Raw genomic sequence first — 13952 nt, 5'->3', positions numbered from 1 at the left:
ATCGGGATTGGTTTTCGATTTCGATTTCGATTTCGTTTTCGAATTCGTTTTCGAATCCCCTTCGGGCTTAATTCTATGTCTTACCGTCCTTTGTCCTTTTCCTTGAATTGCCCATTCCCATTGCGCCCAAGGCGGTTGCGGTTTTTTGGCGGTTCAATACGCTGTCGCGGAAAATACGCAGGCCGAGGTCTGCACGATAGCCGTGAATTTCGGATACATCAAGCGCCAGCATAAAGTTGATGATTTCCTCACTTACCACCTGCCCCGGAACCAACACCGGAAAGCCCGGCGGATACGGGATTACAAAGGAAGAAGCTACCAATTCCCTCCCCTCGGCCATTGCTTTTTTGCAATCGCGAAGTGGAAAATACTCGTAATTATCTTCGTTGTAGGCCATAAAATAAGCTTCGCGAATATTTCCGCCCGGCACATTTGGCACGGCGCGAAACGAACTGTGGAAGTAACTGAAATCAGGCAAGGGCGGCACTTCCTTTATAAGCGAATGTATCCGCTTTTGTGAAATCTCGCTTTCGCGGCTGTTCAACGAACGGAATTCCTCGTCCAATTGCTCGGAGATTTTCAGGAGGGCATTCGTCAAGTAGGCAACGCTTCCCCGTGTGGTTCCAATATTGGTCATAAACAAAACGGTGTTCCGCGAGGTTTTGTTTATCTGAATATTGAACTGGTCCATTAAAAATTTATTCTTGAAGGTATCCCCATCAACTCCAGTTCTTCCTATAAACAAGGTTATTTTGGTTGGGTCCAGCATAAATTCATCCTTTTCCCAAGCGGATTCCATGCGGTTCCAACCCGTAGCCGAGGCATAATATTCACCGAGACCTGTTTCCCTGTATTCATCTGGTATAAAGTCTTTTACCGTCAAAACATCAAAGTATTTATTCAACTGCGGATTGTTGGTCACTTTGGCGCGTAAAACCATTGCCATTTCGATGCTTTTCTCCACCATTTCAAAACCTTCAAATTCCACTTGCCGCCTGCCCACATCCAGCGAGGCCAGCATTTGGTAATTTGGCGAAGTAGAAGTGTGCGTCATATAGGCTTCCAAAAAGGTGTTTTCAGATTTTTTTCTGAAATCCTCATCCCAAATATGAATCATAGAGCCCTGCCTAAAACTGCTCAAGGTTTTATGCGTGCTTTGCGTGGCATAGGCACGGATGCAAACCTTATCGGGGTCTGGCAAGGTGGGCTCCTGCCCTTTCGGAAGATTTTTTAAATGGTTTTTGTATTCTTTTTTATAGGCCTCGCTTTTGTATTTTTCAAATAGTTTCTTGGCCGTAAACATTGCCGTTCGTTGCTTGTATATATAGGTGAAACCGGCAAAGGCAAACCAGGCCTCGTCCCAAAGAAAAATCATATCGGGTTTTATGGCCAAGACTTCCTGCATCACTTTTTCAACATTGTAAACAAGGCCGTCAAACGTGCAATTGGTGAGCAATAACATTTTCACTTTGTCCAACCGTCCCGCCTCGCGAAGTTGCAGCAATTTCTCTTTAATGCTTTTTAAAGGCACGGCCCCGTACATCGAGTATTCCTCAATGGGATACGAATCCAAATACACGGGATAGGCACCTGCGAGCACCATTCCGTAGTGGTGGCTTTTGTGGCAGTCGCGGTCAATCAGTACCAAATCGCCCGGTTCTATGATGGCCTGCAAAACAATTTTATTTGCGGTGGAAGTTCCGTTGGTAACAAAAAACGTGCGCTGCGCCCCATAAGTTTGGGCTGCCATTTCCTGTGCTTTTTTAAGCGGACCGGTTGGTTGAAGCAAAGAATCCAATCCGCCTGTGGTGGAAGAGGTTTCCGCCAAAAACATATTTCGTCCGTAAAATTCGCCGAAGTCTTTTATCCATCGCGATTTAAAAACCGAATTGCCACGCGAAATGGGCATTGCGTGAAAAATACCCGTTGGCTTTTGGCTGTATTCCTTCAACGCACTGAAAAACGGCGTATCAAAACGTTCCCGGACGCCACGGACAATCCCCAGATGCAATTCCTGCAAATCCTCCTTTCGGTAATAAATACGGCTGAATTGGCGCAGGGTGCTGTCCTTCAAATCGGTTAGGGAAGTATCGGTAACATAATAGGTATCCAACTCTGGACGGAATTGCCTAACCAGTTCGCCCAAAAGGGGTCCGAGTTCGTATTCGGGCCTGTTTTCCAAATCGATTTTCAGAACATTTTGGATATACGGTTTCAATAAATCTGAAATATTTGCCGAGGCATAGGGCGGCGCATACCGGATAACGGCCGCTTGCAGATTTGGATTGAAATGCAGGGCAATCAGCGCATCCTGAAAGGAAGGCTGTACCAAAAAATCGTAGGTGAACTGTTCGTTGGGCTCGCGGATTTCATCCAGTTTTTCGTGAAGGGCCGCTTCTTCCTTGGCGGAAAGGTCTTCCACGAAAAGGACTTCAAAATAATTCTTTTTTTGGGCCGAGGAAAGTTCGCGAATATCCTCGGGCTTGTTCATCTCATTTTCTTCACTATGATTGGAAGTGGGATGGTTCAAGTAATCATCGCTTACCAGTTGGCGGTTTATTTCGGTAATGTTATGGGAAAAGGACACGTATTCTTCCTTGTTGAGCGCCTGTGAAAGTTTTTCGAGCCTCGTTTTTCCGGGATAGACGAAATATTGCTCGATGGTCTTGATGTCCTTCAAAAAATCCTTAACCGTTTCAATGCACTCCTCCTCCCCTTTTGAGCCTTTTTTGGAACTGGCGAGGGCTGCGCTTTCACGTTTTAAATCGCGCCAAGTGGCAAGTCGCAATTGGCCGATACTGTAATAAGGTGCACTGATTGTCTTTTTTTTGGACATTTTTTATTTTTTGGAATTAATCGCAAGCTTGTTGCCTTCGCTATCTATAAACAATGCGAAATAACCTGCATCGTCATTAATCTTTGTCTTGGGCAAAATGATGCGGCCGCCGGCCTCTTCTACCTTATCGAGAATGGGCTGAAGGTCTTTTCCGCCATTGAGATAAATTAGGGAACCGGTTTCGCTGGGCACGCAGCCCTGCCCCATCACCAAAGCACCGCCAATACCCGTGGTTACGGGAAATATGGCCATTGCATAGTCGTTCATTTCATTGGTCTTCATCTTTATGCCGTAAATATGGTTGTAAAAGGCGGTTGCCCTTTCCATATTAAGCACGGGGATTTCAAACCATGTGATAAAATCCTTCATTTTGCTGTTTGCCTGTTTCGGTTTTGTGGACATTGTTCCCATAATTATTCTATTTTGATGTTACTGAAATATTCTTCGCATCGGATTTATTTCTACCGGTTATTTTTCATATCCATCGCCCTTATAACTCATCACACTTACCGGAAGCTCTATCTCGCTTTCCATTTTTTTGAGTTGCGCCAGTTTGTCCACTTTTGTGGGCTTTATAAGCGGCCCCAACGAATCTAAATACGGATGTTTGGCTCCCGGGGCGTAAATGCTGAAATCAGCAATATTGTCGCGAAAACTTTTGAGGGGTTGCCCCAAACGCATTACACCGAGTTCGCGGCTTCGTTTTACGCGCTCCATATCTATTTCAATAGGGAAAATTTCCTCCGTTGCCCCTGCTTTGTACAAAATCCGTCCGTCCGGGCCACAGACGGTTGAACGCCCGATGCCTCCCGTTTCCAGGCCGTTTATATCGAAAAAGAAGCATTGGTTCACGGCTGCCATGGTCTGGGCTATGGAATGTTCTATTTCGCGGTCCATTGTACCCGTCATCGTGGGGTGAAGGATAACTTCGGCACCCATGACCGCAAGGGTCCTGATGGTTTCGGGAAACCACATGTCATAACAGATTGAAACGCCAAACCTTCCAACTTCCGGAATATCGAAGACACAAAATTCATCGCCAGGGGTTATGCCCACCTCAAACGGATAGAAGGGAAACATTTTTCGGTAACGGGTTACAATTTCGCCATCGGGGTTTATTACCGTGGCAGTGTTGTAAATTTTATTGCCTTCCTTCTCAAAAATGGAGCCCGGCAAAAGCCAAATGCCGTATTTTTTTGCCATCGCCTGCATTTCCTTTTCAAACTCGCCGGGGATTTCCTGGGCGTAATAGGTCAAAGGACCATAGGCGCATAGCTCGCTGAACAGCACCAATTGAACGGAAGGATAGAGGTGCATGGTAATGTCCAACTTTAATTTCATCATTTCCAGATTGCTCTGGGTGGCGGAAATCCGCATCTGGATTCCTGCAATTGTGAATGGCTTCATATTTTATTTTAGGGTTAATTTTTTAATTACGTTTTCAAGAATGTCAAGACCTTTGTTCAGTTGTTCATCGGTAATTACCAAGGGACAAAGCACTCTAATAATGTTTTTATTGGTTCCGGCATTAATAATAATGAGTCCCTCTTCGGCACAGTTTTTTACTATCTGTCCGCAAAGTTCGCCGTCTGGCTGGTTTGGGTCGTTGTTCTTAACGAATTCCATCGCCATCATGGCCCCCATTCCGCGTACATCGCCTATCTGCGGAAATTTTTGTTGCATTTTTTTGAAGCGTGCCTCAATGATATTTCCCACCTCAATTCCACGTTGGTTTAGGTTTTCATCCTTCATCATTTGAATGGTTGCCAGTGCGGCCGCGCAACAAACGGGGTTGCCGATATACGTTCCGCCAATACTGCTGGGCGCGGCGGCATCCATTACTTCTGCCCTTCCCAAAACGGCGGCTATCGGCATTCCGGAGCCGAGGGATTTTGCATAGGTGCTAATATCTGGCGTTACGTTGTAATTCTGCCAGCTTGCCCAATTTCCGGTTCGGCCAAAACCGCTCTGTATTTCGTCTGCAATGAGCATAATTCCGTATGTATCGCAGAAATCGCGAAGGCCTTCAAAATATTTTTGGGGAATTGGGTTGAAACCGCCTTCGCCCTGGATGGGTTCCAAGATTATTGCCGCCAAGTTGTTTGGGTCCACGAGGTTTTTTCCGCTTTCGTAAAGGCGTTTTAGTTCCATATCAACAAAACTGTCCATATCCATATTACCGTGATAGCGGTAAAAGTTTGGGAAGGGCAGTCTATATACTTCGGGCGCAAAGGGGCCAGAATTAACCTTATAGTCAATCTTACTGGTAAGCGTCATCGCCATTAGGGTACGGCCGTGGAAGGCATCGGTAAAACAAAGGACCGCGGGCCGTTTTGTGGCTTGGCGTGCTATTTTTATTGCGTTTTCCACCGCTTCGGCACCTGTGCTCACGAGCATTGCCTTGGTGCGCTCGCCGTGCGGAAGAATTTCGACCAATTTCTCACACAGCTCAAGGTACGGTTCGTAAGTTACCACGTTGAAACTGGTGTGGATATATTTTGCGGCCTGTTCCTGTATGGCTTTCACCACAGGTTCGGGGCAATGGCCTGCGTTTACAACGCCTATTCCGCCGGCAAAGTCAATCAGTTCACGGCCATCTTCGTCAATTATGAGGGCCCCTTTGGCCTCACGCGCCGTTGCCGTGTTGAATACACCTACGCCTGCGGCTACTACATTTTTTCTTCTTTGCAGAAGTTCTTCAGATTTTGTCAATTGTTTTAACATTTAGATTGGGAATTATTTTTATAATATACTTAAAATTTAAGAATCTAATATAACGTTTCAGAATATTTTATGAGGATGAATTTTGAAAAATCTATCAAGGTTTTAAAAATAATTTATGAAAGGATTAAAACCAGCGTTGGCTGTTTTCATTCCAATAAGGCAAGTAATTGGTTTCTATGTTTTTGCACGGCATAAATTTTCAGTGGAAATTTTACCCAATAGCAATTATCGTGCTTTTAAAAATTTCATAGCAGGTAAAAAACACGTTAATTTTTCCTTAATACGGCACATTCATCCCGATATTCCGTGGAATTGGCTACCCAAACCCATAGTTTTGCCAACTTATTGATTAAATAATCGAAAAAAACACACATTATGAATCAAGTACAAGGAAATGAAACCGTAAAACTTCACTACACAGGAAAACTGAACAACGGACAGGTGTTCGACAGTTCGGTGCAGCGCGAGCCTTTGGAGGTAAAACTTGGAGAGGGCCGTTTAATCCCCGGTTTTGAAAAAGGATTGGTAGCTATGAAGGTAAACGAAAAGAAAACCATTACCATTCCAAAGGAAGAAGCTTACGGTGAAGTCCAAAAAGAGCTTTTCCAAAAAATACCGAATGACAATTTGCCGCCGGAGATAAAACCCGAGGTAGGTATGGGCCTCGTATCCAAAAACCCCGACGGTTCTGAGCGCCAATTGCGGGTAGCCGATGTAAAGGACGGGTTTATTATCGTGGACGCCAACCATCCCCTGGCCGGACAGGATTTGACCTTTGAACTGGAATTGCTTGAGATAAAGTAATTTTTCTGGAAATATATTTTAAGAAAGGCTGCCGGATGGTGGCCTTTTTTTTTGAAGTCGATGGGTCGATGAGTTTAGTCGATGAGTTTATGAGTTTATGAAAACTAAAATCACAAACCTGCCTGTCGTGCCTCTGGCAGGTAGGCCCCGAATCCCGAATTAACGAATCAACTTTTCAGCAATCGCATCCACACAATTAATCCCATCGATGGCTGCGGAAATAATGCCTCCCGCATAACCCGCACCTTCGCCGCAGGGATATAAGCCTTTTATTCCAATATGCTCCAGCGTTTCAGGATTTCGTGGAATGGAAATTGGGGATGAAGTTCTACTCTCCGGTGCGTGCAGTACGGCTTGGTTGGTGTAATAGCCTTTCATTTTTTTCCCGAAGGCCACGAATGCCTTTTTCAATCTTTTTGAAATTAATGGTGGCAATACTTCATTTAAATTTGCGGAAACAATTCCGGGTTGATAGGAAGTCTTCGGAAAATCCTCTGAGATTTTTCCCTCCACAAAATCAATCATCCGCTGGGCAGGCACTTTTTGGGTCTTCCCTCCTGCTTCCCAACAACGCTTTTCCACTTCCTTCTGAAAATTTAAACATACAAAAGGGTCGTCTTTTTTATAGTTCGGCAAATCTTTCGGTTCCACGCTAACCACAATTCCGCTGTTTGCATACGGATTGTTGCGTTTGCTGGGGCTCCAACCGTTGGTAACCACTTCGTCCTGCTGCGTGGCGCAGGGCGCAATAATGCCGCCCGGACACATACAGAACGAATAAACCCCAAGGCCATCCACCTGCTCCACCAGCGCATAACTGGCCGGAGGCAGATACGGATTGTCCTCTTCGCCGTGGTATTGGATATAGTCGATAAGTTCCTGTTGGTGCTCAACACGAACGCCAATGGCGAAAGGCTTGGCTTCAATCTTTATGTTTTTTTCGTGAAGCAAATAAAAAATATCCCTCGCAGAATGGCCTGTTGCGAGGATTATGTTTTCAAAATGTAGCCATTCGCCATTATTAATCTGAATGGCTTCCACCGAATTATGCTTCAGTTTTAAATCGGTAAGCTTTGAATTGAAATGCACTTCCCCGCCATTTTCAAGAATTGCCTCGCGCATTGCGGTAATTATCTTCGGCAGTTTATTGGTGCCTATATGTGGATGCGCATCTACCAAAATATCCTCATCGGCGCCAAAATGGACGAACCATTCCAGAGCTTTCAGCACATTGCCGCGTTTTTTGCTTCGCGTGTAAAGTTTTCCGTCAGAATACGTTCCCGCGCCGCCTTCGCCAAAACAGTAATTGCTTTCTGGATTTACGATTCCTTCTTTATTAATTGCCGCCAAATCCCTTCGGCGCTCACGGACGTCTTTTCCGCGTTCAAAAACAATGGGTTTTAAACCTGCCTCAATAGCTCGTAATGCTGCATAAAGTCCTGCCGGGCCCGCGCCAATTATCGCGATTTCCTTTTCTTTGGAAACGTTCTTTGGAACAAACGGCGGAATGGTCTCGCGTTTTTCGCCCTTCAACCACAATTCAATCTGCAGATTTATTTTAATGGGTTTACGGCGCGCATCTATGGAACGCTTCCGGATGCGCCAATCGCTGACATTCTCCTTCCGAAGCTTTTCCTTTTCCAGAGCGAGCTCCAAAATAAAATCGAAATCTTCCTGCTGGCGCGGCAACACCGCTATTTGAACCAATCTGCCCATAAGCCGCAAAGATAGTTGATAATTTGGGATGCGGGATTTAAAAACAAATCCCGAATTAACAAATTAACAAACCTGCCTGTCGTGCCTCTGGCAGGCAGGTCCCGAACCTGCCTGCCGGCAGGCAGGTTAACAAATTCACGAATTAACGAATCCCGAAAAACTATTATTTATCTTTGCGGAAAATAGATGAAAAATGATTTTTATAGAAAACGAAGACAACACCAACCCACGGCTAAACTTGGCTTTGGAAGAATATGTCTTACGGAATTTTAGTGCCGAAAACGATTATCTGCTTTTTTACATAAACGAACCGTCCATCATCATTGGCCGCAACCAAAATACTTTGGAAGAAATAAACCATCAATATGTAGAAGAAAATAATATCCACGTGGTGCGAAGAGTGTCCGGTGGCGGCGCGGTATATCACGATTATGGGAACCTCAACTTCAGTTTTATAACCAACCATGATGTGAAAAGTTTGAACAATTTCAAAAAGTTTACCGCACCTGTAATTAAGGTACTTAACAATTTGGGGTTGGACGCCGAGTTGAAAGGCCGAAACGACATACAGGTAGAGGAGCGCAAGATTTCGGGTACGGCCCAATTTTCTACGGGCAAGCGGATGGTGAGCCACGGCACCCTCCTTTTTGATACCGATTTGGGGGAAGTGGCCAACGCGCTTAACGTAAAGATGAGCAAAATAGCCTCAAAGGGCCACAAATCGGTCAGGAGCCGGGTGGCCAATATTACCGAATTCCTGCACGATTGGATGACCATAGAACAGTTTAGAAAACTATTGCTCAAGGGGCTTTATGAAGAAAGCGAACCTTTTGAAAGCTACTATTTAACCCCCGAGGAATGGAAGGCCGTCCATCAATTGAAAGAGGAAAAATACGACACTTGGGACTGGAACTATGGGCGTTCGCCTAAGTTCAACATACAGCGCAGCAAGCGGTTTCCCGTGGGCGAAATAGACCTGCGCATCTTTGTTGAGAAGGGCCATATAAAGGAATTTAAAATATTTGGCGATTTCTTCGGAAAGGAGCCGGTTGAAAACCTTGAAAAACTCTTGGAAGGAGCCCGTTACGAAAAAGAAGATATTTCGGAATTATTGAAAGATATTGAGGTAAAGGAATATTTTGGCGACATTCCCAAAATTGATTTTATTGAATTGGTTTATGGGGATGATGAGGATTAGGATTCGTTGATTTGGGACCCGATAGCTATCGGGATGGGATTCGTTGATTCGGAAAATGTTTGGTCGATTTTTAAATTTGAAAAAACACAAGGTGGGCAAAAACACTGCTATTTATTTAATGATTGCGGCTGCAATAATTACAATTATCGGTTTGGTTACCGGATGGTATCTTTTTATATTTCTTGTATTGCCCCTTGGTTTTCTCTTCCGTAAGAAAAAGGAATAAAAAAAAGCCACATTAACCATGCAGCTTTTTTGAATTCAATTATTTTATTCGGGAAATTATTCCACAATAAATTTACCGTGCATCAAGGCATAGTGGCCGGGGAAAGTACACATGAAAGTATAGGTTCCGGGGGCTGGGGCGTCAAATTCAATGGTATCGCTTTCGCCACCGCCAAGCATTTTGGTGTGTACTATAATCTTGTCGGCCATATCGGCTGGAATATAATCATTGTCCGCTGCACTTGCCGCTGCTTGCCCCACGGCCGCCATATCGGCATCTTGGGTAAGCAAGGCCCAGTTGTGGCCCATCACGGTTTTGTCCATTGTGCCAACGTGTTTTAAGGTAAGCTTCACTTTTTGACCAGCTTTTACGCGAATCTCACTCTTGTCGTATTTCATTTGGTCGTTGCCCGTTATTGTAACTTCGGCAACCTTGTCATCGGTGGTTTGGGCGGGAGCAGCCTCCTCTACCGGGGCACCAATTTTCAATTCATTTTTTTCTTCTTTTTTGTTGTCGCCACAACTAATTGCTAAAGCGGCAGCGAATACTAAGATCATTTTATTCATCTTGCTCTAATTTAGATTAATTATAATTAAGGCAAAATTAACTGCTATTTTTAGCATGACCAAACCTTATGAAGACCTTTTTTAAAAATTAAGAAAATTCTAATATTTCAGAAAAAAAGTGGCAAAACTTGATAACTTAAAAAGCATATGAATATTCAATCCCGCCACCAAAAAGCGTATCTGTTATGTTTGAAAAATCTGCGCCGCCCATTACGGTAAAGGTGCCGAGTTTTTCACTTTTATAGGAAAGCGAGCCGTAGTTGTACCAATATTTCCATTCCGGATAGAAAGGCTTGCGGTAGGTTCCCATATATTTGGCTACGGTGCTTTTCAGTTTCCATTGAAAATTGTTGAATTCGCCGATAACCCCAAAATGATGCACCTTCGCACGATTGCTTATATAGGGAGTATTGTCGGCGTTGATTTCCAGATTTTTGTCAAAAAGAATAAATGGTGCGCCCATAATATTCTCTTCGTAGGTCCAACCGCTACGGTATATATTGTTTCCAAAATAACCATCAAATCCGCTACCCACCGATATTCCGCTTTGATCGGAAGTATCTATGTACTCATAAAGAATGGAGGAGATTATTTTTTGGTTTTTGGGTTTAAAGTAAGCGCCCCAGACCCCGTCCGGAAAATTTGCCAATCGGGTGCCGGAGCCGTCCTCAAAAGGATGGTCGTGGTAAATGGAAAAATTTCCCCAAGCGTTCTTAAATTCATAATTGAGAAAGTAAGAGCCCAAATGATTTCCCAACTTATTGATCGTTTCTCCCTCAATCCCAATTTCTTCGGTATTATGTGCGAAAAAAACGTTGATAAAATCCTTAAAACCATCTTTCAATTCTCCATAAACAGGCGAGCTTCCACCCCATTGCACGTAATGCTGCAGCTTGGCCGTGAGTTTATGGTTTTCATTGAAAGTGGTAATCAGCGCCAAACGTTTGTAGTGAACGTGCGTACCATCCACAAACCGATTGTCATTCAGTTCGTAATGCGCAATTCCCCAGTCGATAGCGAAGGTTTTTGAAATTTTTAATGGATTGTTTGCTTCCAAAAGTACCCCCGGAAGCGGCCTTGCATTTCCAGACCACAAAAAGTTTTGATTGGTCGCGGAAAGTCCGTCGAGAACTTCAGTTTGCTTTTTTGCGCCAAGGGTTGCAAAAAGCCAAGAATTTTCAAACTGAAGGTATAAATCGCGTCGTTGTACGGCATCTTGAACCCCATCCCTTCCAAAGACCGCTGCCCCCGCATTAATTTTGAATGAAGAATAGCTTAAACTTGCTTTTAATTCGCCTGTTGCCGAAAGGTTGCTTAACTCACCGACCGCATAGTTAGTATTGGTGTGGAACCAAAAAGGGTTTTCGTCTTCGTTGGAGAGCATTGCTTTTGCCTCAACGCTTCCGGCAATATCAAATTCCTGTGAAAAAACAAACAAAGGACAAAAGAGGATGATGAATTTCAACAGTTTCATAGACCTTGCGCTATTTATTCAGAATTCTTTTCAGCAAGGAACGCTCTTCGCGTGCATATGCATAACCGTATTTATTTCCGTATCCAAAATTGTTGAGATTTACATTGTTCAGGATAATGGCCACATTTGCCAAACGCCCGTCGTCTATGGCATCCTGTGGAAAATCCAACAAACGTTTGTCGGTATATCCCGCGCGGACCACATAGAGGGTAATGTCTGCCAGCTTGTTTATTAAAATAGTATCGGTAACGAGCATGGACGGCGCAGTGTCCAGAATTATATAATCAAATTGCTTTTTAAGCTCTTCAACAAAGGTGGTGGTTCGCTTTTGCATTAACAATTCCGCCGGGTTTGGTGGTATTGCCCCAGAAAGTACGATGCTCAGGTTTTCGTTGTATTCGCTTTGGGCTATAACGTCCTCCACGTGCAAATCGTCGTAAACTATGAATTCCGTAAGTCCTTTTTTCGCTTTTAAATGGTCGGGCAAATAGCGTTGCAACTGTGGGTTGCGAATATCCGCGCCCACCAAGACCACCTTCTTGCCGGTAAGTGCCAATGTTAACGCCAAGTTGAAGGCAACAAAGGTTTTTCCCTCCCCTTTAATTGTTGAAGTAACTATCAAGGTTTTTCCTTTGTCATTTTCTTCCAGTTTGTTTATATACAGATACTGCAGGTTGGTTCGCAGGATTCTATACGCTTCCGCCATTATGCTGCGGTCGTTGTGCTGGATTAGATCGGCTTCGTTGCGTTTTATTTTTGGTATTTCCCCAACAATTGGCGTTTTTGGCAGATGGCGTTCCACATCCCTGCGGGACGATACTTTGGTGTTCAATAGATTTGCACCATAAATTCCAATAAAAGGAACCAACAGCCCGGCCAATAATGACCCCAGATATATGAGCGGCTTTTGTGGAGAAACGGGGCTTTTTGTGCTGTAGGCATTGTCCACGACTTTTGCCTTTGGAGAGGTTGCGGCCAAGGTAATGGAAGCCTCTTCCCGCTGTTGCAATAGGAAAAGATAAAGTTGTTCCTTTATGGTCTGTTGTCTTTCTATGCCTCTATATATTTTTTCCTTTGCAGGAACCTGTGCTATTTTTGAATTAATTGTAGATTCCTGAATGTTAAGGTCCTTCATTGCAATTTTCAAAGCGTTGCTCGAATTTTTCAAGCTACCCAAAATGCTGGCGCGCATCTGCTCTATTTGATTGTTCACATTCAGCACCACGGGGTTTTTGGTGGTAGAGTTCTGCATCAGTTTGTTCCGGTACAGTATCAACTGGTTGTAGTTGTTTACGGCCGTGGCAATTTCTTCACTTTGAATCCCAATATTGGAAGGCAAAAGCTCGGCGTTGGAGCTTTTCTCCATATAATCTATCATGGTTTTTGAAAGTTCCAACTGGGTTCCAACGTCAAACTGCTTTTTGTTAAATTCGCTTGCGTTTTCAAGGATTATTTGGGCTTCGGCCTGAATATCGGTCAAACGGTTATCGCTCTTGAAAGTTTCCTTATTCCGTTCCACCGAATCCAGTTCGCGGGTGATGATCTGCAAACGCGAATCTATAAATTTTGAAGTGTTCTTGGCAATTTCATTTCTGTCGGCAATGGCATCCTGATTGTATTGGGAAATAAGTTCGTCCAAGAAATCTTCAGCCTTTCCGGTTACCGGAGTAAGCATACTGAGCTCCAGCACATTGCTCGATTTAATTTCGTTCTCTATAACAACTTTATCCTGATAGTCCAACGCAACGTTTTCTATGGGACGATAGGTAACCACAACGGTCCTATCCAAAAATGATTTAAAACTCTCAGGGTTTTCAAGATTTGGAAGAACGGTTATTTCTCCAAAAGGCAACGATACCTGTTCCCCAAATTTATAGGTGCCCTCAACGGCCTGGGTTTCATCTTCCAGTTTGTATTCGGTATTTGAAAGCACCTCAATAAATAAACGGGGGACGCTTAGCTTGTTCCCCACCTCATTAAAGGATTGGTATTGGACCTTAAAGGGAATGTAGGAATATATTTCTGAAGTCTTGATGGCCCCAACGGATTCGTACTTTATGTTCAGCCCAAGTGCTTCAACGGTTTTTGAGATGATGCGTTTGGAATTAAAGATGGCCAATTCATTGTCTATCTTGCTGGTATTGAAGCGAGACAGGAAACTTCCAAATTGTGAAAAGGCTGCCATTTCCATAGGGCTGCTGGCGCTTTTTTCGTCTTTGATGATTATGGTCGCCCGGGTTTGATACAGGGCCGTCGTATATCGCAAATAGATGAATGCCAGCACGAGCGCGATCATAACGCCCAAAACAAACAGGTACCAATAGCGGGTGTATTGTTCAACTATTTCGCGAAGTGGCAATTCCTTGGTTTCCTCTCTGTATCGGTTTTCCTCCATAATATTAGGCGGC

At 44.0% G+C, this 13952-nt stretch carries 12 protein-coding genes; 4 read left to right on the top strand and 8 right to left on the bottom strand.

Translation table 11 applies throughout. The annotated features are described in order from the left end of the window. Positions 1 to 73: 73 nt before the first annotated feature. From POV26_RS04450 to POV26_RS04435, 4 genes are read right to left on the bottom strand one after another with little or no spacing between them, the layout of a single operon-like run. Entirely contained in the window at positions 74 to 2836 is a 2763-nt protein-coding gene (locus POV26_RS04450; RefSeq protein WP_272855269.1) for an aminotransferase class I/II-fold pyridoxal phosphate-dependent enzyme, read from the bottom strand. A 3-nt stretch (positions 2837 to 2839) separates the two neighbouring features. After that, positions 2840 to 3247, bottom strand: coding sequence for a VOC family protein (locus POV26_RS04445; protein ID WP_272855268.1), 408 nt, complete (start codon positions 3245 to 3247; stop codon positions 2840 to 2842). A 57-nt stretch (positions 3248 to 3304) separates the two neighbouring features. Further along, on the bottom strand, positions 3305 to 4243 hold the full coding sequence (locus tag POV26_RS04440) for a carbon-nitrogen hydrolase family protein (RefSeq protein WP_272855267.1): 939 nt from the start codon (positions 4241 to 4243) through the stop codon (positions 3305 to 3307). A 3-nt stretch (positions 4244 to 4246) separates the two neighbouring features. Further along, entirely contained in the window at positions 4247 to 5560 is a 1314-nt protein-coding gene (locus POV26_RS04435) for an aspartate aminotransferase family protein (RefSeq protein WP_272855266.1), read from the bottom strand. Between the two features lie 115 nt (positions 5561 to 5675). Between POV26_RS04435 and POV26_RS04430 the strand changes: the two genes are divergently transcribed. Together POV26_RS04430 and POV26_RS04425 are read left to right on the top strand one after the other, a co-directional pair. After that, a complete protein-coding gene (locus POV26_RS04430; RefSeq protein ID WP_272855265.1) occupies positions 5676 to 5909 on the top strand; it encodes a hypothetical protein in 234 nt (77 codons plus the stop codon). A gap of 26 nt (positions 5910 to 5935) precedes the next feature. Then, positions 5936 to 6364: an FKBP-type peptidyl-prolyl cis-trans isomerase gene (locus POV26_RS04425; protein WP_272855264.1), complete on the top strand. Its 429-nt coding sequence runs from the start codon at positions 5936 to 5938 to the stop codon at positions 6362 to 6364. A gap of 159 nt (positions 6365 to 6523) precedes the next feature. Here POV26_RS04425 and POV26_RS04420 read toward each other — a convergent pair whose 3' ends face one another. Beyond that, complete coding sequence (locus POV26_RS04420) at positions 6524 to 8080, bottom strand: NAD(P)/FAD-dependent oxidoreductase (RefSeq protein ID WP_272855263.1); 1557 nt, start codon at positions 8078 to 8080, stop codon at positions 6524 to 6526. Positions 8081 to 8273: 193 nt separating this feature from the next. On the opposite strand from POV26_RS04420, the gene POV26_RS04415 reads away from it, so the two are divergent. Continuing rightward, a complete protein-coding gene (locus tag POV26_RS04415; RefSeq protein ID WP_272855262.1) occupies positions 8274 to 9278 on the top strand; it encodes a lipoate--protein ligase in 1005 nt (334 codons plus the stop codon). Between the two features lie 76 nt (positions 9279 to 9354). Beyond that, entirely contained in the window at positions 9355 to 9504 is a 150-nt protein-coding gene (locus tag POV26_RS04410) for a hypothetical protein (RefSeq protein WP_272855261.1), read from the top strand. A gap of 56 nt (positions 9505 to 9560) precedes the next feature. On the opposite strand, the gene azu is transcribed toward POV26_RS04410, so the two are convergent. The 3 genes from azu to POV26_RS04395 form a co-directional block, all read right to left on the bottom strand. Beyond that, positions 9561 to 10061 carry an azurin gene (gene azu / locus POV26_RS04405; RefSeq protein ID WP_336375897.1) on the bottom strand — a complete coding sequence of 167 codons (501 nt, stop codon included), beginning with the start codon at positions 10059 to 10061 and terminating at the stop codon, positions 9561 to 9563. Between the two features lie 145 nt (positions 10062 to 10206). Next, positions 10207 to 11544: a capsule assembly Wzi family protein gene (locus tag POV26_RS04400; RefSeq protein WP_272855259.1), complete on the bottom strand. Its 1338-nt coding sequence runs from the start codon at positions 11542 to 11544 to the stop codon at positions 10207 to 10209. 10 nt (positions 11545 to 11554) lie between these two features. Further along, positions 11555 to 13939: a GumC family protein gene (locus POV26_RS04395; RefSeq protein ID WP_272855258.1), complete on the bottom strand. Its 2385-nt coding sequence runs from the start codon at positions 13937 to 13939 to the stop codon at positions 11555 to 11557. Positions 13940 to 13952: the final 13 nt, after the last annotated feature.

This window comes from Aequorivita todarodis, from assembly GCF_028561335.1.
Classification (GTDB): domain Bacteria; phylum Bacteroidota; class Bacteroidia; order Flavobacteriales; family Flavobacteriaceae; genus Aequorivita; species Aequorivita todarodis.
This window is presented reverse-complemented; position numbering and strand designations above follow the sequence as displayed.